Origin of the sequence: Rhizobium sp. CFBP 8752, assembly GCF_014842035.1 — a bacterium.
In the GTDB taxonomy this organism is placed as follows: Bacteria; Pseudomonadota; Alphaproteobacteria; order Rhizobiales; family Rhizobiaceae; genus Neorhizobium; species Neorhizobium soli.
Genome location: NZ_JACYUZ010000001.1, coordinates 1,566,047 through 1,586,014 on the forward strand (window position 1 = coordinate 1,566,047; position 19,968 = coordinate 1,586,014).

At 60.4% G+C, this 19,968-nt stretch carries 20 protein-coding genes; 12 read left to right on the forward strand and 8 right to left on the reverse strand.

What is annotated here, in order from left to right; genetic code table 11:
* Positions 1–219: 219 nt before the first annotated feature.
* Positions 220–804 (forward strand): single-stranded DNA-binding protein, encoded by a 585-nt coding sequence (locus IFT59_RS07440; protein ID WP_062456831.1) that lies wholly within the window; start codon positions 220–222, stop codon positions 802–804.
* Positions 805–822: 18 nt separating this feature from the next.
* Here IFT59_RS07440 and IFT59_RS07445 read toward each other — a convergent pair whose 3' ends face one another.
* Together IFT59_RS07445 and IFT59_RS07450 are read right to left on the reverse strand one after the other, a co-directional pair.
* Positions 823–1,998 carry an HPP family protein gene (locus IFT59_RS07445; RefSeq protein ID WP_192086512.1) on the reverse strand — a complete coding sequence of 392 codons (1,176 nt, stop codon included), beginning with the start codon at positions 1,996–1,998 and terminating at the stop codon, positions 823–825.
* A 34-nt stretch (positions 1,999–2,032) separates the two neighbouring features.
* On the reverse strand, positions 2,033–2,665 hold the full coding sequence (locus IFT59_RS07450; protein WP_062456837.1) for a MarC family protein: 633 nt from the start codon (positions 2,663–2,665) through the stop codon (positions 2,033–2,035).
* A 228-nt stretch (positions 2,666–2,893) separates the two neighbouring features.
* Here IFT59_RS07450 and gyrA point away from each other — a divergent pair, with 228 nt between their 5' ends.
* The gene (gyrA, locus tag IFT59_RS07455; protein ID WP_192086513.1) at positions 2,894–5,755 is read left to right on the forward strand and encodes a DNA gyrase subunit A; all 2,862 of its coding nucleotides are present in this window, start codon (positions 2,894–2,896) and stop codon (positions 5,753–5,755) included.
* A 451-nt stretch (positions 5,756–6,206) separates the two neighbouring features.
* Here the strand turns inward: gyrA and IFT59_RS07460 are convergent, their stop codons facing one another.
* Positions 6,207–6,389, reverse strand: coding sequence for a hypothetical protein (locus IFT59_RS07460; RefSeq protein WP_062456843.1), 183 nt, complete (start codon positions 6,387–6,389; stop codon positions 6,207–6,209).
* Between the two features lie 420 nt (positions 6,390–6,809).
* Between IFT59_RS07460 and coaD the strand changes: the two genes are divergently transcribed.
* From coaD to tgt, 5 genes are all read left to right on the forward strand, one after another.
* Positions 6,810–7,304, forward strand: a complete 495-nt coding sequence (gene coaD / locus IFT59_RS07465) for a pantetheine-phosphate adenylyltransferase (RefSeq protein ID WP_062580735.1) — start codon at positions 6,810–6,812, stop codon at positions 7,302–7,304.
* A gap of 31 nt (positions 7,305–7,335) precedes the next feature.
* Positions 7,336–7,908, forward strand: coding sequence for a peptidylprolyl isomerase (locus IFT59_RS07470; protein WP_062456848.1), 573 nt, complete (start codon positions 7,336–7,338; stop codon positions 7,906–7,908).
* 77 nt (positions 7,909–7,985) lie between these two features.
* Entirely contained in the window at positions 7,986–8,495 is a 510-nt protein-coding gene (locus IFT59_RS07475; RefSeq protein ID WP_062456851.1) for a peptidylprolyl isomerase, read from the forward strand.
* A gap of 74 nt (positions 8,496–8,569) precedes the next feature.
* Entirely contained in the window at positions 8,570–9,637 is a 1,068-nt protein-coding gene (gene queA, locus IFT59_RS07480; RefSeq protein WP_192086514.1) for a tRNA preQ1(34) S-adenosylmethionine ribosyltransferase-isomerase QueA, read from the forward strand.
* On the forward strand, positions 9,634–10,767 hold the full coding sequence (tgt, locus tag IFT59_RS07485; protein WP_192086515.1) for a tRNA guanosine(34) transglycosylase Tgt: 1,134 nt from the start codon (positions 9,634–9,636) through the stop codon (positions 10,765–10,767). Before queA ends, tgt begins: the two co-directional genes overlap by 4 nt.
* Positions 10,768–10,814: 47 nt before the next feature.
* Here tgt and IFT59_RS07490 read toward each other — a convergent pair whose 3' ends face one another.
* Entirely contained in the window at positions 10,815–11,240 is a 426-nt protein-coding gene (locus tag IFT59_RS07490) for a DUF4864 domain-containing protein (RefSeq protein WP_192086516.1), read from the reverse strand.
* 206 nt (positions 11,241–11,446) lie between these two features.
* On the opposite strand from IFT59_RS07490, the gene IFT59_RS07495 reads away from it, so the two are divergent.
* The 3 genes from IFT59_RS07495 (at position 11,447) to IFT59_RS07505 (ending at position 13,890) form a co-directional block, all read left to right on the forward strand.
* Positions 11,447–12,592, forward strand: a complete 1,146-nt coding sequence (locus tag IFT59_RS07495; protein WP_174196646.1) for an MFS transporter — start codon at positions 11,447–11,449, stop codon at positions 12,590–12,592.
* Positions 12,593–12,757: 165 nt separating this feature from the next.
* Positions 12,758–13,342 (forward strand): DnaJ domain-containing protein, encoded by a 585-nt coding sequence (locus IFT59_RS07500; RefSeq protein WP_192086517.1) that lies wholly within the window; start codon positions 12,758–12,760, stop codon positions 13,340–13,342.
* Positions 13,343–13,410: 68 nt separating this feature from the next.
* Entirely contained in the window at positions 13,411–13,890 is a 480-nt protein-coding gene (locus IFT59_RS07505) for a GNAT family N-acetyltransferase (protein WP_192086518.1), read from the forward strand.
* Between the two features lie 14 nt (positions 13,891–13,904).
* Here the strand turns inward: IFT59_RS07505 and IFT59_RS07510 are convergent, their stop codons facing one another.
* Positions 13,905–15,068, reverse strand: coding sequence for an MFS transporter (locus tag IFT59_RS07510; RefSeq protein ID WP_192086519.1), 1,164 nt, complete (start codon positions 15,066–15,068; stop codon positions 13,905–13,907).
* Positions 15,069–15,195: 127 nt separating this feature from the next.
* On the opposite strand from IFT59_RS07510, the gene IFT59_RS07515 reads away from it, so the two are divergent.
* Both IFT59_RS07515 and IFT59_RS07520 read left to right on the forward strand, forming a co-directional pair.
* Complete coding sequence (locus IFT59_RS07515; protein WP_192086520.1) at positions 15,196–15,969, forward strand: DeoR family transcriptional regulator; 774 nt, start codon at positions 15,196–15,198, stop codon at positions 15,967–15,969.
* Between the two features lie 69 nt (positions 15,970–16,038).
* Positions 16,039–16,419 (forward strand): glyoxalase/bleomycin resistance/extradiol dioxygenase family protein, encoded by a 381-nt coding sequence (locus tag IFT59_RS07520; RefSeq protein WP_062580723.1) that lies wholly within the window; start codon positions 16,039–16,041, stop codon positions 16,417–16,419.
* A 304-nt stretch (positions 16,420–16,723) separates the two neighbouring features.
* Here the strand turns inward: IFT59_RS07520 and IFT59_RS07525 are convergent, their stop codons facing one another.
* Genes IFT59_RS07525 through metG form a run of 3 tightly spaced genes read right to left on the reverse strand, consistent with a single transcriptional unit; the run spans position 16,724 to position 19,933 of the window.
* Positions 16,724–17,581, reverse strand: a complete 858-nt coding sequence (locus tag IFT59_RS07525) for an MBL fold metallo-hydrolase (protein ID WP_062580721.1) — start codon at positions 17,579–17,581, stop codon at positions 16,724–16,726.
* A 4-nt stretch (positions 17,582–17,585) separates the two neighbouring features.
* Positions 17,586–18,368, reverse strand: a complete 783-nt coding sequence (locus tag IFT59_RS07530; RefSeq protein ID WP_192086521.1) for a TatD family hydrolase — start codon at positions 18,366–18,368, stop codon at positions 17,586–17,588.
* Positions 18,369–18,376: 8 nt separating this feature from the next.
* Positions 18,377–19,933, reverse strand: a complete 1,557-nt coding sequence (gene metG, locus IFT59_RS07535) for a methionine--tRNA ligase (RefSeq protein WP_192086522.1) — start codon at positions 19,931–19,933, stop codon at positions 18,377–18,379.
* Between the last annotated feature and the right edge of the window lie 35 nt (positions 19,934–19,968).

The following is a 19,968-nucleotide window of genomic DNA, read 5'->3' on the forward strand; positions in this document are numbered from 1 at the left end:
GTCCTTATGTAGTTATCGAAAGCCGCCTGTCGAGACGAAACTGTTGCAATGCAACCCGGTTCCGAATGCTTGACAGAACTATACGGAGAAAATAGAACAAAGAAAGAACAAAATTCACTGTGGATTAAACCTCGGCATTGCCCAATCCGGGCGGTCGATGGTTTATGGTGGGGTAATTGGTTTTCAAAGCCGCGCTTGGCGGCAAACGAGGTGAATACGATGGCGGGCAGCGTGAACAAAGTCATTCTGGTGGGCAATGTCGGCGCCGACCCGGAAATCCGCCGGACGCAGGATGGCCGCCCGATCGCAAACCTGCGCATCGCCACGTCGGAAAGCTGGCGCGATCGTACGTCGGGCGAGCGTCGCGAAAAGACAGAATGGCATACGGTCGTCGTGTTCAACGAAGGCCTCTGCAAGGTCGTCGAGCAGTATGTCAAAAAGGGTGCCAAGCTTTATATCGAAGGCGCGCTGCAGACTCGCAAATGGCAGGACCAGACCGGCAACGATCGTTATTCAACCGAAATCGTGCTGCAGGGCTTCAACTCGACCCTGACAATGCTCGACGGTCGTGGCGAAGGCGGCGGTGAGCGCGGCGGCGCACGTGGTGGCGCAAGCGACTTCGGCGGCGGTGGCGGCGGTGATTTCGGCGGCAACTACGGTGGCGGCGGCGATGACTATGATCGTCCGCGTTCCGGGGGGGGAGCACCGGCAGGGCGCGGTGCTCAGGGCAGCCAGGGTGGCCAGTCCTCCGGTGGTGGCGGCGGGAACTTCTCCCGCGACCTCGACGACGACATCCCATTCTAATCAAAAAAAAGGCGCCGCTCAGGCGCCTTTTTCATGTTCGGTTGGAGCATGAGTGGCGCGGTCCGAAAGCATCGCTACAAGCACGTCGGACTGCGAGAGTATTCCGACGAGTTTGCCGTTCTCGCCGACGATCGGCAGGTAGTGCAGGCCTTCCTCGGCAAACATGACGACCGCGTCGTTGAGCGGTGCCGACGGCTCGATCGTCCGGACCGGCGCGGTCATGATATCCCTTACGATATGGTTTGGCGCTGTTGCGCCTTGCATCATCAGCCGCAAACGCTGGCGCGGGCCGATCGTCGGGCGACCGCCGGTCCAGATTGGCTTGTCCAGAAAATCCGTCTGCGTAACGATGCCAACCACCTCAGCCTTTTCGTTGGTGACGGGCAGGGCCTTCAGACGGTGGTTGCGCATGGACTGATGCGCCTTCCCCAGGGGATCATCCGGTGACACCGCGATCACGTCGCGGGACATAACGTCGGCGCAGGTGAGGTGGCTCGCGCGCTGGCGGTAGGAGCGCAGTTCGGTCAGGCGAATAATTGTTTCGAGGTCGCTGCGATCGATATCGAGGACCTGATCATAGTCCCTGAGGACGGCGTCGAGATCCTCCCGGCGGAACCCGATACGGCCGCTCGGCGGCGGATCCTTGGTGCCGTGCGAAGGGGCAGGCGTAGCGGGCGCATGCGGATAGCGCCGGCCTGCCAGATTGTTGAGAATGATCGCAAGCAGCAGCAAAGCCAGCGAGTTGCCCAGAACCGGCCAGAGGATGAATCCGTATCCCATAGCTTGAATGGACGGGCCGCCAAGCACTGCGGTCAGGGCAATCGCACCGCTTGGCGGGTGCAGGCAGCGCAGCGCCATCATCGCCGCGATCGCTATGCCAATGGCGAGGCCCGAGGCGAGGGCAGGGTCTGGCACGAGCGCAGCGACTGTGACGCCGACAGTGGCCGAGAGAATATTGCCGCCGAGGATGGACCAGGGTTGTGCGAGCGGGCTCGACGGGACGGCAAAAAGCAGCACGGCCGAGGCACCCATCGGGGCGATCAGTGCCGGCAATGACGGTTCGAAGCCGACGACGAGACTTCCGCCCAGTCCCGTCAGGGAAATGCCGAGCAAGGCGCCGCCCGCAGAGCGAAGCCGTTCCCTCATGCTGATCGGGTTCGGTGCCTGTCCGATGAGACGGTTTAGAATGTGCATGGATTGAGCTTTCGGCCGTCCGTCTCAGGAACGATCAGGGTATCGCGAATGCCGACCGGATGCCATCGACCACGAACTGAACGGACAAGGCAGCAAGGATGACCCCGAGAAGCCGGGTGAGGATCGCGCGCCCTGTCACACCCAGGAAACGGTCGAGCTTTTCCGCGATCAGAAGCGTTGCGTAGAGCACCACCATGATCAGCGCGAGGACCCCGATAAGGAGTGCGCGGTCGAGAGCGCTGGTGAATGTTCCGGACAAAAGGACGGTCGCGGAAATCGCTCCGGGGCCGGCGATCAGCGGCAGGGCGAGCGGAAACACGGCGATATCGTGGATATGGTCGATCGTGATCGCCTTTTGCGACGTCTTTTCCTTTCGCTCCTGACGCTTTTCGAAAACCATTTCGAACGAAATCCAGAACAGCAGCAGGCCGCCCGCGATGCGGAAGGCGCCGATCGAGATACCGAGCAGGCCGAGAACGCTCGATCCGAACAGCGCAAACACCGCGAGGATCCCGAACGCGATCAGCGCACCGCGAAAGGCGACAAAGCGCCGTTGTGCCGTCGTCATGCCGACCGTCAGGCCCAGAAAGACCGGCGCCAGACCCGGCGGGTCGAGCGTGACCAGCAAAGTGGTCAACGCGTTGATGAGAGCATCGGGTGAGGCCATGGATACTCCTAGAGGACGCTCGGCTTGCCGTTCAATGATAAGATTGTTAGGACAGCCGGGCGCTTTAGGGAAGTCTTGCAACGAATGTATCCAACGATCGTGGCAAACACCTTCCAAATGCCGCAAAACCTGTTCACAACTACAAAGCAAATTCAGTGGAAATTGGCGCCCGGAGCCGCTTTCCGCTATAAAAATTCAAATGATTCCGAACAGAGATCGTGATCCGATTTGACTGAGCAAAGCACACCCGGCGGCGGAAAGCTGCCTCCAGGCATTGAACCCATTTCCATTATGGAAGAGATGCAGCGGTCCTATCTCGATTATGCGATGAGCGTGATCGTCAGCCGCGCACTTCCCGACGTTCGTGACGGACTGAAGCCGGTTCACCGGCGCATCATGTTCGGCATGTCCGAGCTCGGGATCGACTGGAACAAGAAATACGTCAAGTGCGCCCGCGTAACCGGTGACGTGATGGGTAAATTCCATCCGCACGGCAACTCCGCGATCTATGATGCGCTGGCACGTATGGCGCAGGATTGGTCGCTGCGATTGCCGCTGATCGACGGACAGGGCAATTTCGGATCGATCGACGGGGATCCGCCGGCGGCCGAGCGCTATACAGAGTGCAGGCTTGAAAAGTCGGCCCATGCGCTGCTCGATGATCTCGACAAGGAAACCGTCGATTTCCGCGACAACTATGACGGCACCCTGTCGGAACCGGTGGTTCTGCCGGCGAAATTTCCGAACCTGCTCGTCAATGGCGCAGGCGGCATCGCCGTCGGCATGGCGACCAACATCCCGCCGCACAATCTGTCGGAAGTGATCGACGGCTGCATCGCGATGATGGACAATCCGGCGATCGAACTGCCCGAGCTGATGCAGATCATTCCCGGTCCGGACTTTCCGACAGGTGCAATGATCCTTGGCCGTGCCGGCATTCGGCTGGCTTACGAGACGGGCCGCGGCTCCGTCATGATGCGCGGTCGTGCGACGATCGAACCTCTGCGCGGCGACCGTGAGCAGATCATCATCACCGAAGTTCCCTACCAGGTGAACAAGGCCTCGATGGTCGAAAAGATTGGCGAACTCGTCCGCGAAAAGCGGATCGAAGGGATTTCCGATCTGCGCGACGAGTCCGACAGACAGGGTTACCGCGTCGTCGTCGAGCTGAAGCGCGATGCGAATGCCGACGTCATTTTGAACCAGCTCTACCGCTACACGCCGCTACAGACGTCGTTCGGCTGCAACATGGTGGCGCTCAATGGCGGCAAGCCGGAGCAGCTGGCGCTGATCGACATGCTGAAGGCCTTTGTGTCCTTCCGCGAGGAAGTCGTCAGCCGCCGCACGAAGTACCTGTTGCGCAAGGCGCGCGAGCGCGCTCACGTGTTGGTGGGTCTGGCGATCGCCGTTGCCAATATCGATGAAGTCATTGCGCTCATTCGCCGTGCACCGGATCCTGCGACGGCGCGCGAGCAGTTGATGACGCGCCGCTGGCCGGCCCATGACGTCGAGGCTCTTATCCGGCTCATCGACGATCCGCGTCACAAGATCAACGAGGATCTGACCTACAACCTTTCCGAGGAACAGGCCCGCGCGATCCTCGAACTGCGTCTTGCCCGCCTGACGGCGCTCGGCCGCGATGAAATTGGCGACGAGCTGAACAAGATCGGCGCCGAGATCTCCGACTATCTCGACATCCTGTCGTCACGGGTTCGCATCCAGCAGATCGTCAAGGACGAACTCATCGCCGTTCGCGACGAATTCGGTACACCACGCCGCACCGAGATCCTCGAAGGCGGTCTCGAGATGGACGACGAGGACCTGATTGCCCGCGAGGACATGGTCGTTACCGTTTCGCATCTCGGCTATATCAAGCGTGTTCCGCTGGCGACCTACCGCGCGCAGCGTCGTGGCGGCAAGGGTCGCTCCGGCATGGCCACACGTGACGAGGACTTCGTTACCCGGCTATTCGTGGTCAATACTCATACGCCGGTGCTGTTCTTCTCCTCGCGTGGCATCGTCTACAAGGAAAAGGTCTGGCGCCTGCCGATCGGCACGCCGCAATCGCGCGGCAAGGCCCTGATCAACATGCTGCCGCTGGAAGCCGGCGAGCGCATCACCACGATCATGCCGCTTCCCGAAGACGAAACCTCCTGGGATAACCTGGACGTGATGTTCTCTACGACCCGCGGCACGGTTCGCCGCAACAAGCTGTCGGACTTCGTGCAGGTCAACCGCAACGGCAAGATCGCCATGAAGCTCGAGGAGGAGGGTGACGAAATCCTCTCCGTCGAGACCTGCAGTGGTCCGAACCTCGATCTCAACGAACCTGGTGACGACGTGTTGCTGACGACGGCGCTGGGACAGGCGATCCGCTTCCCGGTCGAAGAGGTCCGCGTCTTTGCCGGCCGTAATTCCATCGGTGTCCGCGGTATCAATCTGGCCGAAGGCGACCGCATTATCTCAATGACGATCGTTGGGCATGTGGATGCCGAGCCGTGGGAACGTGCGGCTTACCTCAAGCGCTCGGCGATCGAGCGCCGTGCTGCCGGGGTGGACGAAGAAGACATCGCTCTGGTTGGTGAGGAAGTCACCGAAGAGGGACAGCTCTCCGATGAGCGCTACGAATACCTGAAGCAGCACGAACAGTTCGTGCTGACGGTTTCGGAAAAAGGCTACGGCAAGCGCTCGTCTTCCTATGACTTCCGCACATCGGGCCGTGGCGGCAAGGGTATCCGTGCCACCGATACCTCGAAGACTGCGGAAATCGGCGAACTCGTGGCCGCCTTCCCGATCGACGAGGGTGACCAGATCATGCTCGTTTCGAATGGCGGTGTTCTGATCCGTGTTCCGGTTGGCGGCATTCGCATTGCCAGCCGTGCGACGAAGGGCGTCACGATCTTCTCGACCCACAAGGATGAGAAGGTGGTCTCCGTCGAGCGCATCAGCGAGCCTGAGAACGAAGACGAGAACGGCGAGCTCCCGGGTGAGATCTCGGCCGAAACCGGTGACCTCGGGATTGCTCCCGATACCGACACCGATGCGACCGAAACCGATACGCCTGATGCTGACGGGGATGCGACCGAATAGGTCGCGTCCACCCGGACGGCAAAAGACGAGAAAAACGAAAAAAGCCGGAGGATGGGAAACCATCCTCCGGCTTCTGTTTGAGTAGCTTCAAGGGGTTGGGCATCTCACCAGTATTTGGCACCGGCGATCAAACTAGTGGCGCGGTGTTCGATCATTGGATTGGGATGCGATTGAATAGGTCGCGTCCTTCCGGAGGGCAGAGGACATCAACAACGAGAAAACCGGAGGATGGGAAACCATCCTCCGGCTTTGTTTGAGCCGCTTGGCGCGGAAAGGGCATCGCGCCCTGTTAGCTACCGTTCACGAAAATAATGGTGTGGCTTGTCGCTCTAGATCTTCCCGACAACGTGCCCAAAGAGCAGGGGGCACGATTGCGGTTTCTGTGATCGCGGATGTTTCAGAGGAGCGGCAAAAGGGATGAGGTCCCAGTCCAGCTCCTCGCGGCAGGCGATCAATAGTAGGAGATGTCGCTGTAACGACCGGTAACCTGCGGGTAGTTGGAGCCGTCGACATCCGAGCGGTCCTGGTAGAGAGTGACCGTCGCCGTCAACATGACAGCAATCATGGCGCTCCATACGAGGTTAATCATGGTGATCTTGTCGGGCATAGCCATCTTTTTGTTTGCGATCATCATATCCGATTATCCTTTTAATTGCCTGAGCGCGTGAACTGCGCGCAGCGACACCACATTATGGGAGTGACCTATCTGAACGGCTCTGAAGCATGCTTGAATGGCGTGTTCATCTGGCGTTCAGATTCCGGATCGCGTTTCCACTTCTCAGAGGTCTGCCGATCCGAATACGTAAATCGCGGCGTCCAATAAAAGCGCTGCAACGATTGCAGCGAAAATCATCAAAGCCAGCATTTCCATGTCTCTCAACTCAGCGGGACGATGATCTCGCCCCGTCATGTTTGTCAGTTAAACATGAGCCGGCTGAAACGGCCTTGAACGACGCATTCATCTTTCGTTCAGTTTTTGGGAAAGCCTTGCAGCGGGCGGCCTTCCATGACAAAAGGCCGTTGAAATTCAGCTGGAACAGGCTCCGACTTCGGTATGACGATCGCTCTTTATCCCGGCTCATTCGACCCGATGACAAACGGCCATCTCGATATTCTCGTGCAGGCGCTGAACATCGCTGAACGGGTCGTCGTGGCAATCGGCGTTCATCCGGGCAAGGTGCCGGTATTCAGCTTCGAGGAGCGCGCGGCATTGATCGCAGCAGCACTTTCGGAGGCTCTGCCCGAGCGCGAGGACAGTCTTTCGGTGGTTTCATTTGAAGGATTGGTGATCGACGCTGCCCGGGAGCAGGGGGCGACAATCCTTGTGCGCGGCCTGCGCGACGGGACCGATTTTGATTACGAGATGCAGATGGCCAGCATGAACCGGACAATGGCGCCAGACCTTCAGACGGTATTCCTGCCGTCGGCGGCGGCCTCCCGGCCCATAACGGCCACATTGGTCCGCCAGATCGCTGCCATGGGCGGCAATGTCGGCGAATTCGTGCCGGCTGTGGTACTGCGCGCCCTGAACGAAAAGCACAAACGCTGATTCTGCGACAAAAGATAACAGGAGTCTTCTGATGAAACTGCTTCGCCTCGCCATAGCCGGCGCCCTCGCGCTCGCTGCCACGGTCGGAACAGCCGTTGCGGCGGCAGACGATTTTCTGACCATCCAGTTGAAGGATGGTCCGGTCGTAATCCAGCTGATGCCTGAGTCGGCACCGAAGCACGTTGCGCAGGTGAAGGCACTGGCTGCGAAGGGTGCCTATGACAACGTCATATTCCACCGCGTCATCGATGGCTTCATGGCCCAGACCGGCGACGTCAAGTTCGGCAAGCAGGGCGGCCCGAGCTTCAACGCTTCGCGCGCCGGCACCGGCGGCTCGGATCTTGCCGATCTTCCTGCAGAATTTTCCAAGACGCCATTCGAGCGCGGCACTGTCGGCATGGCCCGTTCGCAGAGCCCGAATTCTGCCAACTCGCAGTTCTTCATCATGTTCGATGAAGGCCCGTTCCTGAACGGTCAGTACACCGTAATCGGCAAGGTCGTGTCCGGCATGGAAGCCGTGGACAAGATCAAGCGCGGCGATGGCAGCAATGGCGAAGTCACCAATCCCGACAAGATGGTCAAGGTGACCGTCGGCAAGAAATAATCGGCTCACAGTCGATTGAAACGGCAATGGCCCACCGGGCTGATGTCCTGAGACAGAGATAATCAAGGAGAAATACCATGGCCGAGATCAAGGATCCCGAAAACACCCTCATCATGGAAACCACCAAGGGCAAGGTCGTCATCTCGCTCCTGCCGGACCTGGCACCTGAGCACGTTGCGCGCATCAAGGAACTTGCCCGCGAGACGGCCTATGACGGCGTTGTTTTCCACCGCGTCATTCCGGATTTCATGGCGCAGACCGGCGACGTCAAGTTCGGCAAGCAGGGTGGAGCGGACTTCAACCCTTCGCGCGCCGGCATGGGCGGCTCCGATAAGCCGGACCTGAAGGCTGAATTCTCGGCCGTATCGCATATCCGCGGCACATGCTCGATGGCCCGTTCGCAGAGCCCGAACTCCGCCAACTCGCAGTTCTTCATCTGCTTTACCGATGCTCCTTGGCTGAACAAGCAGTACACGGTCTGGGGCCAGGTCATCGAAGGCATGGACATCATCGACCTGATCAAGAAGGGCGAGCCGGTCAAGGATCCGGACTCGATCGTTTCCGTCCGCGTCGCCGCAGACGTCTGATCTGATCCGCCATTTCTGGCCCGCTCCGTCTTCTCGACGGGGCGGGCCTTGCCTATTCTGGAAGCTCATCCATCATGCGTGTCGATCTATTCGATTTCGATCTGCCCGAGGAAAACATTGCGCTGCGGCCGGCAAACCCGCGCGACAGCGCCCGGCTGCTTGTCGTCGACGCCGGCGCCGATCCTGTCCTCTCCGACCAGCGGGTCAGTGATCTGGTGGCATTCCTGAAGCCGGGCGATGCGCTGGTCTTCAACGACACGAAAGTCATTCCCGCGCAGCTCGAAGGCATCCGTCATCGTGAAGGCGCCGGCGGTCAGCAGGTTTCGGCGACGCTGCATATGCGCACCGAACCGGATGTCTGGAAGGCGTTTGCCAGGCCCGGCAAGCGGATCAAGGTCGGCGACCGGATCGAATTTGGCGATTTGGGATCGCTGAGCGCGACAGTCGAGGATAAAGGCGAGGGCGGCGAGGTGACGCTGCGCTTTGATCTTTCAGGCCCTGCGTTGGACGAAGCGATCCTGTCGGTCGGCCATATTCCGCTGCCGCCCTATATCGCCGCCAAGCGGCCCGAGGATGCGCAGGACGCGAAGGATTACCAGACGATCTATGCCCGCGAGCAGGGCGCCGTTGCTGCGCCCACAGCGGGTCTGCATTTCACGCCCGACCTGTTTGCCAGGCTGGACGCTGCAGGCGTCGAGCGGCATTTCGTGACGCTGCATGTGGGGGCAGGGACATTTCTGCCGATGAAGGTGGACGATACCGAAGACCACAAGATGCATCAGGAAATCGGTTACGTGAGTGCCGAGACCGCGCAGCATCTCAACGCCGTCAGGGCGAGGGGCGGGCGCATCGTCTGCGTCGGCACGACCTCGCTGCGGCTGATTGAAAGTGCTGCGGCTGACGACGGCACCATACTGCCCTGGAGCGGTGCGACCGGCATCTTCATCACGCCCGGCTATCGGTTCAAGGCAGTCGACATGCTGATGACCAATTTTCACCTGCCGAAATCGACGCTGTTCATGCTGGTCTCGGCTTTTTGCGGCCTGGAGACCATGCGCGCAGCCTACGACCATGCCATCTCGTCCGGCTATCGCTTTTACTCCTACGGCGACTCAAGCCTGCTTTTCAGGAACGACCGATGACCACCGAAAATTTCCAGTTCACCCTGAAGGCAACGGACGGCGGCGCCCGTCTCGGCGAAGTCTCCATGCCGCGCGGAACGATCCGCACGCCGGCCTTCATGCCGGTCGGCACCGTCGGGACCGTCAAGGCGATGTATCTTGATCAGGTGCGCGAAACGGGCGCCGATATCATTCTCGGCAATACCTATCACTTGATGCTGCGGCCGGGCGCCGAACGGGTTGCGCGGCTCGGTGGACTGCACAAGCTGATCCGCTGGGATCATCCGATCCTCACCGATTCGGGCGGCTTTCAGGTCATGTCGCTTTCGGCGCTCAGAAAGCTCGACGAGAAGGGCGTGACCTTCAAGAGCCATATCGACGGCTCCAAGCACCATATGTCGCCGGAGCGTTCGATCGAGATCCAGGGCCTGCTTGGCTCGGATATCCAGATGCAGCTCGACGAATGCGTGGCGCTTCCGGCCGAGGCCAAGGAAATCGAGCGCGCGATGGAGTTGTCGCTTCGCTGGGCCGAGCGCTGCCGGGTGGCCTTCGGGGAACAGCCAGGCAAGGCGATGTTCGGCATCGTCCAGGGTGGCGACATTCCGGCGCTTCGCGTGCGGTCTGCCGAAGGGCTGAAACAGCTCGACCTCAAGGGATATGCGGTGGGTGGCCTTGCGGTCGGCGAGCCGCAGGACGTGATGCTGCGCATGCTGGAGGAAACGCTCCCGGTTCTGCCGTCCGAAAAGCCGCGCTATCTGATGGGCGTCGGAACGCCTGATGATATCCTCAAATCGGTGGCGCGCGGTATCGACATGTTCGACTGCGTGATGCCGACGCGGGCCGGCCGTCACGGTCTCGCCTTCACCCGTCGCGGCAAGGTGAACCTTCGCAACGCACGCCATGCCGAGGATATGCGACCGCTCGACGACGAGTCCGGCTGCCCGGCGACACACGATTACTCCCGCGCCTATCTGCACCATCTGATCCGCGCAGACGAATCGCTGGGCGGGATGCTGCTCTCGTGGAACAACCTCAATTACTACCAGGATCTGATGAAGGGCATTCGCGAGGCGATCGCGAATGGTCGTTTCGAGGATTTCTGTGCAGAGACCCAGGCGGAATGGGCCAAGGGCGATATCGACCCGGTCTGACAATATTCGAGCGGGCAGGGGCGGTGCCCCTGCCGACCATATTTTGGCTAGATGCCCTGGCTGGCCGTGTTGCGGATCATCCGGACGCCGTTGACCTTGTAGGATCCGTCGTCCATCAGCCGCATGTCGTAGATTGCGGTCCAGTCCTTGCCCTGCTTGGCACTGATCATCACCTCCTGCAGCACGACTTCGCCGCCGCCCACCAGTTTGGAGCGGCCGAAGGCATAGGTTCCGGCCTGATAGACAGCCTCATAGTTGTCGCGGACCATGGCGAAGAACACTTTTTTATCCGGATAAAGACTGCGGATGCCCGGCGAGGCCAGAGAATAGGCCTTGTCGGCATCATCATTCATCAACGCGGAAATCTGAGCGGAGATGACTGCGCGAGCATCCGCAACAGGATCTTCAGCGTAGACGACACCTGCGGGTGACAGGAAGAGGAATGCGGCAAGAGAGGCTATTCGAAAGCGCATCTGACATTCTCCAGCATAGGCTGACATGAAGTTTAGCGCATACTCACCAAAGGGAAAGGTGGAGTTGCGGATTTTTTCAGCATTGCCATGATCTGCCCAACCGGACGGCAATGCGAAACGCAGGGCAGGGTCCCACGTTCATGTCTTGTCGTCGTCAAAGTCGCGGTGCACCAGTGTGTCTGATGTGATTGCTTCGGAATTCCGTAATGACCCTACTTGCGCCGGCTCTGCTCTATTTCAGCAATGCTCTTCTGTTCGTTTCCCTGTTCACGCGGCTTCCGGCCATTCAGGAATCGATGGGCATCGACAAGGCGGTGCTCGGGATGGCGCTCTTGAGCGCCCCGGTTGGCACGTTTCTGGCGCTACCTCTGGCCGGACGGATCACCGATAGGCTTACGCCACGGCTGACCGCGGTCATCACGCTGCCCATTGTCGCGCTTCTGAGCCCGATCCTGGCGGCCGCGCCGCTCCCTTTATTTGTCCTCGGTTTCTTCCTGTTCGGCTTTTTTCGCACGATCTTCGATGTGTCCGCCAACATGATCTCCGCCGGTATCGAGCAGCGGACCGGCACAAAGGTTCTGGCGAGAAGCCACGGGTTCTGGTCGGTCGGGCTTCTGTTCGGATCGCTTGCGTCCGGTTTCCTCGCAGCGCAGGGCGTATCGCCCTTTGTGCAGCAGAGCGTGGCGGCGCTACTTGTCCTCGTAGCCTGCTTTGCCGTCTTCCGGGTGACGGCCGCCGACCCGGCGCCAGCTGCGCCGACGACGAAAAGAAAATCCGCATACGTCATGCCGGACAAGACCATCATCCTCATCTGCATCATGGTGTTCGGGCTCTGCATCGTGGAAGGCGCGGTCTACGACTGGGCGATCTTCTTTCTGCGCGAGGAAATGGGGGCGGATCCGGCGATGGCCGGCGTCCTCTACGCCGTCTTCACCGTCGGCATGGGACTGACGCGGCTGTCGGGCGACAAGCTGCGGGAAGTCGCAGGACCGATCTCGCTGATCCGGGGATCCGCTATCGCCGTCGCGTTCGGTATCGTGCTGCTGGTGACCGCCGCAAACCTCGTCGTTGCCGGCGTGGCGCTGTTTCTGATCGGCTGCGGGATCGCGCTGGCCTTTCCCCTGGCAGTCTCGACCACGATTGCCCGTGGCAAGGGACAGCCCTCCGACAATCTTGCAGCCCTCGCGCTGACCCTGATGCTTTCCACGATCGGGGTGCCGCCGCTTCTGGGCTTCATTGCAGAGCATGTGAGCCTGGTTGCCACCTTCGTCGTTTTGCTTCCGACCGTTCTCATCAGCTTCCTGATGGCGCCGGTGGCCGATGGGCGCCGGCCGTTTCGTCTCAGGCGTTGATCGCTTGCATGTGGAAAACCGGTCGGTTTTGGGGCAGGGGCAAGACTTGCCGGCTGATGGCCCCTAATTGGCCACATGAATGGATAATGGCTTGAGCCGACTGGACTTCGTCGCTACGACTGGATTGGCGTTTTCTGATATGACTTTCCGAAAACAGGTGGCACTGTGATCGATCCCTATGAAATTCTTGGTGTTTCGCGCGAGGCGGATGTGACGGCGATCAAGCTTGCCTACCGCAAACGGGTGAAATCCGCCCATCCCGATACCGGCGGCGATGCGGAAACGTTCGGACAGCTGAAGGCATCCTTCGAGCTCCTGAACGACCCGATCCGCCGAAAAGTCTATGACGACACCGGTTACGATCCCGAGCTTGCCGACAAGAAGGACCTGCAGGGTCTCGTCATTTTGGAGATGCTCGTCAACGAGATGATCCTCGATGAGCGCGAGCCTGGCAGCTTTGATCCGGTTTCCTCGATGCGGCGCAAGCTCACGGACCGGATCGTCAATGCGCGCTTCCATATTCTCGAGATGGAGCGCCACCGCGCCCGGATCCGCAATCACATCAACCGGATCGGCCGCAAGCCGGAAACGGATGTTCTGGGTCGCATGCTGAAATCCCGCTGCGAAACGATTGCCTATGCGATCAGCAAGGCCGATTCCGAGATCCAGACCATCGAGCAGGCCTATGGCATGCTGGACGGATACAGTTACGAGATCGAAATCGCCGAGGTAAAGGACGCGGCCGAATAGGCCGCGGACCCTCACTCGGCCATCGGGCGATCACATTTGGCGTTGCCGAAACTTCACGGATCATTTCCATGACACTTGCCATCCGAGACGCCACCCGTGCCGATGCCGGAACGCTCCTGTCTTTCATCCGCGAACTCGCGATCTTCGAAAAGGCCGAGCATGAGGTTGCGGCGACCGTCGAGACGATTGAGACATCGATGTTCGGCCCGACATCTGTCACGCGCGGCCTGATCTGCGAAAGCAATGGCAAACCGGTCGGCATGGCCATCTGGTTCTTCAATTATTCGACATGGCAGGCACGGAACGGACTTTATCTCGAGGATCTCTACGTGACGCCGAACGCTCGCGGGCTCGGGGCCGGGAAGGCGCTGTTGCGGCATCTCGCGAAGATCGCTGTCGAGAGCGGGTGCGGACGGTTCGAGTGGAGCGTGCTCGACTGGAACGAACCGGCGATCGGTGTCTACGATGCGATCGGTGCCGAACCGCAGAAGGAGTGGATCCGCTACCGGATGGCGGGTGACAAGCTCAGGGACTTTGCTGACGGCTAGGCCGGGTCAGCGCGTTACCATCGCGCCGTCAAAGGCCAGGTGAGCGCGACGAACGCCATGCCGCCAGCAACCAGAACGAAGGCCACACCCAGACTATAGTGATGGGCGACGAAACCGATGGCTGCCGGACCCATGAGAATTCCGGCGTAGCCCATCGTCGTGATGGCAGCGATCGCATTGCTGGGTGGCATTTGGGTCTGCTTGCCGGCGGCTGTGAACAGAACCGGCACGATATTGGAAGCGCCGAGCCCTACCAGAAGGAAGCCCGCAAACGCCAGGGGCTGGTTGGGAGCCAGGACTGTCAGCAGGAAACCCAGTGCTGCGAGCGTGCCGCCACCGACCACGACTTTCATGCCGCCGAGCGTTTTGACGATCCAGTCGCCCGTCACCCGACCGACGGTCATCGCGATGGCGAACATCGTGTAGCCAAAGCCTGCCTGAGTCGGATCGACCAGGTGTGCGCCGATGAGGAACAGAGCGCTCCAGTCGAGGACCGCGCCCTCGCCAAGAAAAACCAGAAAGCACAGCAAGCCGATGAAGGCCACGATGCCGCGCGGAATGGTGAACAACGGCGCATCCCCGGTCTCCTGGTTTCCGTAGGGCAGGAGGCCCCGAAAGGATTGCGCCAGCAGGCCAAGCAGCAGCGCACTGAACATCAAGGTCGCGGTCAGGGGTGAAACGCCGGCGCCGAGCAAAAGGCTCATGCCGCCCGCGCCGACAATGCCGCCAACGCTGAACAGCCCATGGAAGCCGGACATCATGTTGCGGTCACTATCCTTCTCGACCATGACGGCCTGAATATTGATCGCGACGTCAACCGCGCCAACACTTGCCCCGAACAGCGCCAGCGAGATCGCCATGCCGGGAAGCGAATCGGCGACCGCCAACATCGGGAGCACGAGGGCCAGCGCCAGGGTGCTTGCCACGATGACGGCCCGGCATCCGAATCGGCTCGCGAGAATGCCGACCATTGGCATGGTCACGATAGAGCCCAGGCCAAGGCACAGGAGCAACAGGCCAAGCGTGCCGTCATCTACGCCGATTCGAGCCTTGGCGACAGGAACCAGCGGCGCCCAGGCCGCCATGGCCGAGCCGGCAATGAGAAAGCTGGAGCGCGTGGCCCATTGGTGTCGGCCTCCGGTGCGGGGGCGTCCTGTGAGGATCTGGGCGTTCGGCATCTCGGTAGCTCCTGGATTACAGCGTTGGACCTCGGCAGAGATCGTCGCCGTCCTTGATGGTGCCCTGTTTACAGAATGCGTAAGAATGTGCAAGATCGTGCAGAAACTTTGATGAGGGACCCGGCACGTGCTGACAGAAGAGAGGCTCGACCGCATCCGCGAGCAGTTGACCATCCGCGGCAAGGTTGTTGCGAGCGAACTGGCGACGCAGTTTGACGTGTCCGAAGACACGGTTCGCAGAGACCTGCGCGAACTCGCCAAGCTGGGTTTCTGCCGTCGAGTCTATGGTGGCGCGCTGCTGCCGACGCCGGATTTCGGCACGTTGGCTGCCAGAACCGCATTGGACGCGGATCGAAAGTCGAGCCTTGCACGGGCGGCGGCGAGGCTTGTCGAAGACGGCCAGACCGTGTTCATCGACGCCGGATCCACCAATCTTGCGGTCGCGAACGCGCTCGATCCGAGCCAGACGCTGACGATCGTCACGAACGCGCCGGTGATTGCCACGGCGCTATCAGACCGACCGAACTTTACGGTCATTGTTCTCGGCGGTCTGTACGATCAGGCGAAGGGCGCGTGCCTCGGGCCGCAGGCGATACGTGAAGCCATGCAGGTCTATGCGGACATGTTCATCATCGGCGTATGCGGCGTGGACAGCATCGCCGGCGTCACTGCGCTCGATCCGGGCGAGGCCGAACTCAAGCGGACCATGGTGAACCAGAGCAGCATTCTCGTCGTCGCCGCGACGGCCGAGAAGCTCGGCACAGTCGCGCCGTTCAAGGTCGCGGATACGTCGATGATCGATCATCTCATCGTGGAGGATGGCGAATTCGACCGCGGAGACTTCGCGCGGTGCGATGTCCAGGTGCATGTCGCACTAGATGGCGGTTCTCCGTCGATGTGAAGCATGTGGCGGCAACGTCCGCATCTTTCGTAGCTTCGCATGTTCGTCAAACAAGGAATTCAACGACCCATGCGCATCGCCCACACAGCACTTTGGACCCGCGACCTCGACGCCGCTGCCGGATTTTTCGAGACCTATTTCGGCGCAACGGTGGGAGAACCTTACCACAGCAAGAACAGGGTAGGGTTCACATCGAGGTTCGCCAACCTGCCCGGTGCAGAGGACCAGATCGAGCTCATGTCCGTGCCATGGGTGACGGACGCCAGAGGAGAAAGCGTTGGCTGGGACCATATCGCCATTGCCCTGGGGAGCGAGAGTGCAGTCGATGCTTTGGCGGAACGCTGCCGGCTTGCCGGCTGCCTGCGATCAGGACCCAGATGGACCGGTGACGGGTTCTACGAGGCCGTCATCGTGATGCCGGATGGTAGCGCCGTCGAGATCACCGTTTGAACGCGATGCCGACGGCGCGCAAAGTTGTTGCGTTCGATGATCAATGTTCTGGGTACTGAAACGTATGGGATGTGATCCGGCGGATCCGGCGCTCGCTCAGGTCAAGACCATGCGCCAGTGACACTATTGTCATCAAGCACGATCCGGCCTTGGACGAAACTTCGATCCGCCGCAGATCGCGCACGCTATTCACATGCGGGGAGTGTGACAGTCTACCTTTTTTGAAGCTATATCCAAAGATCAGATAAGATAGATTATGGAACTACAGGATGTGGCTGGAAGCGCAAGATCTTGGCCTTCTCCCTTAGAGCTGCAGATCATCCGCCGTCACATCGACTTCGAACGCCAAGCCGTCATAGGTCGGTTCGACATGGCCCGGCGTTTCAGCCATGACGCGATCGTAGTCCAGTGGAATGTGCATGTGGGTCAGTAGCGCGCGCTTTGGCGCCAGATGGCTGATCCAGTCGAGTGCCTGCTCAAGTGACAGATGGCTCGGATGCGTGCGGTACTGGAGCGCGTCGATGATGAGCGTATCAAGTCCGATGAGCTTCGGCACCGTTTCCGGCGGAAAGTCGCTGACATCGCTGCAGTACGCGACGTTGCCGATCCGGAAGCCCAGCGAATGGATATCGCCGTGGACCTGCCTGTGCGGCTGGAACCGGATGGCGCCGCCCGGACCGTCGATGACGATCGGCGCGTCCATCGTCTCGATCAGCACCGGCTTGACGATTGGCGGATAGCTGCCACCGGCCGGTGTTTCCAGGCAATAGCCGAAGCCCTGGCGGATGCGGTCCATCGTGGACGGATCGGCATGTATCGGAATGCGGTGCTTCTGGAGGATGAAATAGCCGCGTAGATCGTCGATGCCGTGCAGATGATCGGCGTGTGGATGGGTGTACAGGACGGCATCGATGCGCTGGACGCTTGCGGCGATCATCTGCTCGCGAAAGTCCGGGCCGGTATCGATCACGACAACAGTTTTGCCGCCATCCGGCGCGATCTGCTCCACCATGAACGAGGCGCGCGTGCGCCGGTTCTTCGGGTTTTCCGGGTCACAATCGCCCCAGTCGCCGTTCAGCCGCGGTACGCCCGGCGAAGACGCGCAGCCGAGAACGGTAAAGCGCCGCCGATATCCGGTGCTCGTTCCGACCCGGGCCGCCATCACCTCAAAGCCTCGGCATCTTGGAGAAGCAGCGGAACGCGTTTTCCGTCGTGATCGCAGCCATCTCTTCGTAAGTCAGGCCGTGAACATCGGCCAGCACCTCTGCGGTATTGACCACGTAGGACGGTTCGTTGCGCTTTCCGCGCCAGCGTTTTGGCGCCAGATAAGGTGCATCGGTCTCGACCAGCAGTCGGTCCGTCGGCAGCGTTTTCGCGATGGACCGGATATCTTCGGATTTCGGGAAGGTCAGGATGCCCGAGAAGGATACATAGCCACCAAGCTCGATACCGGCACGGGCAAGGTCGGGTCCGGCCGAAAAGCAATGCAGAATGAAGGGGAAAGCCCCCTTCCCGCTTTCAGCTGTCAGGATCTCGATCATGTCTTCGTCGGCACTGCGACTATGGATCACGAGCGGCAACCCGGTCTCGCGTGCAGCTTCGATATGTCTGATAAAACCGGTCTTCTGGTCGGCCGGCGTCTGCGTGTCGTAGAAATAATCGAGACCCGCTTCGCCGATCGCGACGATCTTGTCATGCAAATTGGCGAGACGAATGAGGTTTTCCGCCTGGATATCCAGCTCTTCGCTGGCATTGTTGGGATGCGTGCCGACGGAGCAGAATACCGATGGGTATTTGTCCGTGATCGCCAGCAGGCTGTCCAGCTTCCTGACGCGTGTCGAGATCGTCACCATCTGCCGGACACCGGCTTCGTGGGCGCGCTCGATCAGTTCGTCGCGTTCGGAGTCGAAATCCGCAAAATCCAGATGGCAATGGGTATCGATCAGCATGACTTGCCCTATGCCGCGGGCTGCGGCGCAACGTAGCGCGGGAAGACCGGGCTTGGAGCTTCCAGCACCGTGCCGGGTGTCAGGCGGCCAACTTCGCCGAGTGCTGCGAAATCACGCGATCCGGCAGGTGCAGCCACCAGATCGAGAAGCTTTGACGACGAGTCCGGCATGAACGGCTGCAGCAGGATGGCGATCTGGCGAACCACTTCGGCGGCCACGTAAAGGACCGTCTCCATCCGGGCGGGATCAGTTTTCTTCAGAACCCACGGCGCCTGGGCTGCGAAATAGCGGTCGGTTTCGGACACGACGGCTATGATTGCCGCCAGCGCGCGGTGAACGAGTTGCTTTTCCATGTCGTCGCGGCAGATCGGCAGGAGCGCATCGACGGAGGCCAGCATCTGCCGGTCTGCGTCGGTCAATTCGCCGGGTGCCGGGATCTTCGCGTCGCAATTCTTGACGATCATCGACAGCGAGCGGCTGGCAAGATTGCCAATACCGTTTGCGAGATCGGCGTTGATGCGCGTGCCGATCGCGTCTTCGCTGCAGGTGCCGTCCTGGCCGAAGGAGATCTCCCGCAGCAGGTAATAGCGGATCGCATCAAGGCCGAAATGGCCGATCAGTTCGAACGGATCGAGCACGTTGCCGAGCGACTTCGACATTTTCTCGCCGCCCTTGGCCAGAACGAAGCCGTGGGCATAGACGCGCTTGGGCAGCGGCAGACCTGCCGACATCAGGAAGGCTGGCCAATAGACGGCGTGGAAGCGGATGATGTCCTTGCCGATGATATGCGCATCAGCCGGCCAGTATTTCGCCCGTGGACCGTTCGGGTCGTCGAGATAGCCGGTTGCGGTCAGGTAGTTCGTGAGCGCGTCGACCCAGACATACATGACGTGCGCCGGATCGTCGGGAACCTTGATGCCCCAGTCGAATGTGGTGCGGGATACGGAGAGATCGCGCAGACCGGATTTGACGAAGGAGATCACTTCGTTGCGGCGCTCGGCCGGACCGATGAAATCCGGATGATCCTCGTAGTGCTTCAGCAGCTTGTCGCCGTATTCGGACAGCTTGAAGAAGTAGCTGGACTCTTCGACCCACTCGACCGGCGTGCCCTGCGGGCCATAACGGGTGCCGTCACGCAGCTGCGTTTCGTCCTCGGCGTAGTAGGCCTCGTCGCGGACCGAATACCAGCCCGCATAGGTATCCTTGTAGATATCGCCGGCGGCCGACATCCGGTTCCAGATGTCCTTGCTTGCCTGATGGTGGCGCTGTTCCGTCGTGCGGATGAAATCGTCGTTCGAGGCGTTGAGCAGCTTGCCCATTTCCCGGAACTGCTCGGTATTGCGCTCGGCCAGCTCTTCCGGCGAAATGCCTTCGTTGCGGGCCGTCTGCTGCATCTTCTGGCCGTGCTCGTCGGTGCCCGTCAGGAAGAAGACGTCCTTGCCGTCGAGGCGCTGGAAGCGCGCCATCGCATCCGTCGCGATCAGTTCGTAGGCATGGCCGATATGCGGCTTGCCGTTCGGATAGGAGATCGCTGTGGTGATGTAGAAAGGTGTCTTGTTCGGCATGGGCTGTACTCGGACAGATGTTAAGTCACGCCGCT

Bases quoted from the DNA above. Each gene is read 5' to 3' on its own strand.
- IFT59_RS07440 (WP_062456831.1), top strand. From the start codon at position 220: ATGGCGGGCAGCGTGAACAAAGTCATTCTGGTGGGCAATGTCGGCGCC.
- IFT59_RS07445 (WP_192086512.1), bottom strand. From the start codon at position 1,998: ATGCACATTCTAAACCGTCTCATCGGACAGGCACCGAACCCGATCAGC.
- IFT59_RS07450 (WP_062456837.1), bottom strand. From the start codon at position 2,665: ATGGCCTCACCCGATGCTCTCATCAACGCGTTGACCACTTTGCTGGTC.
- IFT59_RS07460 (WP_062456843.1), bottom strand. From the start codon at position 6,389: ATGATGATCGCAAACAAAAAGATGGCTATGCCCGACAAGATCACCATG.
- coaD (WP_062580735.1), top strand. From the start codon at position 6,810: ATGACGATCGCTCTTTATCCCGGCTCATTCGACCCGATGACAAACGGC.
- IFT59_RS07470 (WP_062456848.1), top strand. From the start codon at position 7,336: ATGAAACTGCTTCGCCTCGCCATAGCCGGCGCCCTCGCGCTCGCTGCC.
- IFT59_RS07475 (WP_062456851.1), top strand. From the start codon at position 7,986: ATGGCCGAGATCAAGGATCCCGAAAACACCCTCATCATGGAAACCACC.
- queA (WP_192086514.1), top strand. From the start codon at position 8,570: ATGCGTGTCGATCTATTCGATTTCGATCTGCCCGAGGAAAACATTGCG.
- tgt (WP_192086515.1), top strand. From the start codon at position 9,634: ATGACCACCGAAAATTTCCAGTTCACCCTGAAGGCAACGGACGGCGGC.
- IFT59_RS07490 (WP_192086516.1), bottom strand. From the start codon at position 11,240: ATGCGCTTTCGAATAGCCTCTCTTGCCGCATTCCTCTTCCTGTCACCC.
- IFT59_RS07495 (WP_174196646.1), top strand. From the start codon at position 11,447: ATGACCCTACTTGCGCCGGCTCTGCTCTATTTCAGCAATGCTCTTCTG.
- IFT59_RS07505 (WP_192086518.1), top strand. From the start codon at position 13,411: ATGACACTTGCCATCCGAGACGCCACCCGTGCCGATGCCGGAACGCTC.
- IFT59_RS07510 (WP_192086519.1), bottom strand. From the start codon at position 15,068: ATGCCGAACGCCCAGATCCTCACAGGACGCCCCCGCACCGGAGGCCGA.
- IFT59_RS07520 (WP_062580723.1), top strand. From the start codon at position 16,039: ATGCGCATCGCCCACACAGCACTTTGGACCCGCGACCTCGACGCCGCT.
- IFT59_RS07525 (WP_062580721.1), bottom strand. From the start codon at position 17,581: ATGGCGGCCCGGGTCGGAACGAGCACCGGATATCGGCGGCGCTTTACC.
- IFT59_RS07530 (WP_192086521.1), bottom strand. From the start codon at position 18,368: ATGCTGATCGATACCCATTGCCATCTGGATTTTGCGGATTTCGACTCC.
- metG (WP_192086522.1), bottom strand. From the start codon at position 19,933: ATGCCGAACAAGACACCTTTCTACATCACCACAGCGATCTCCTATCCG.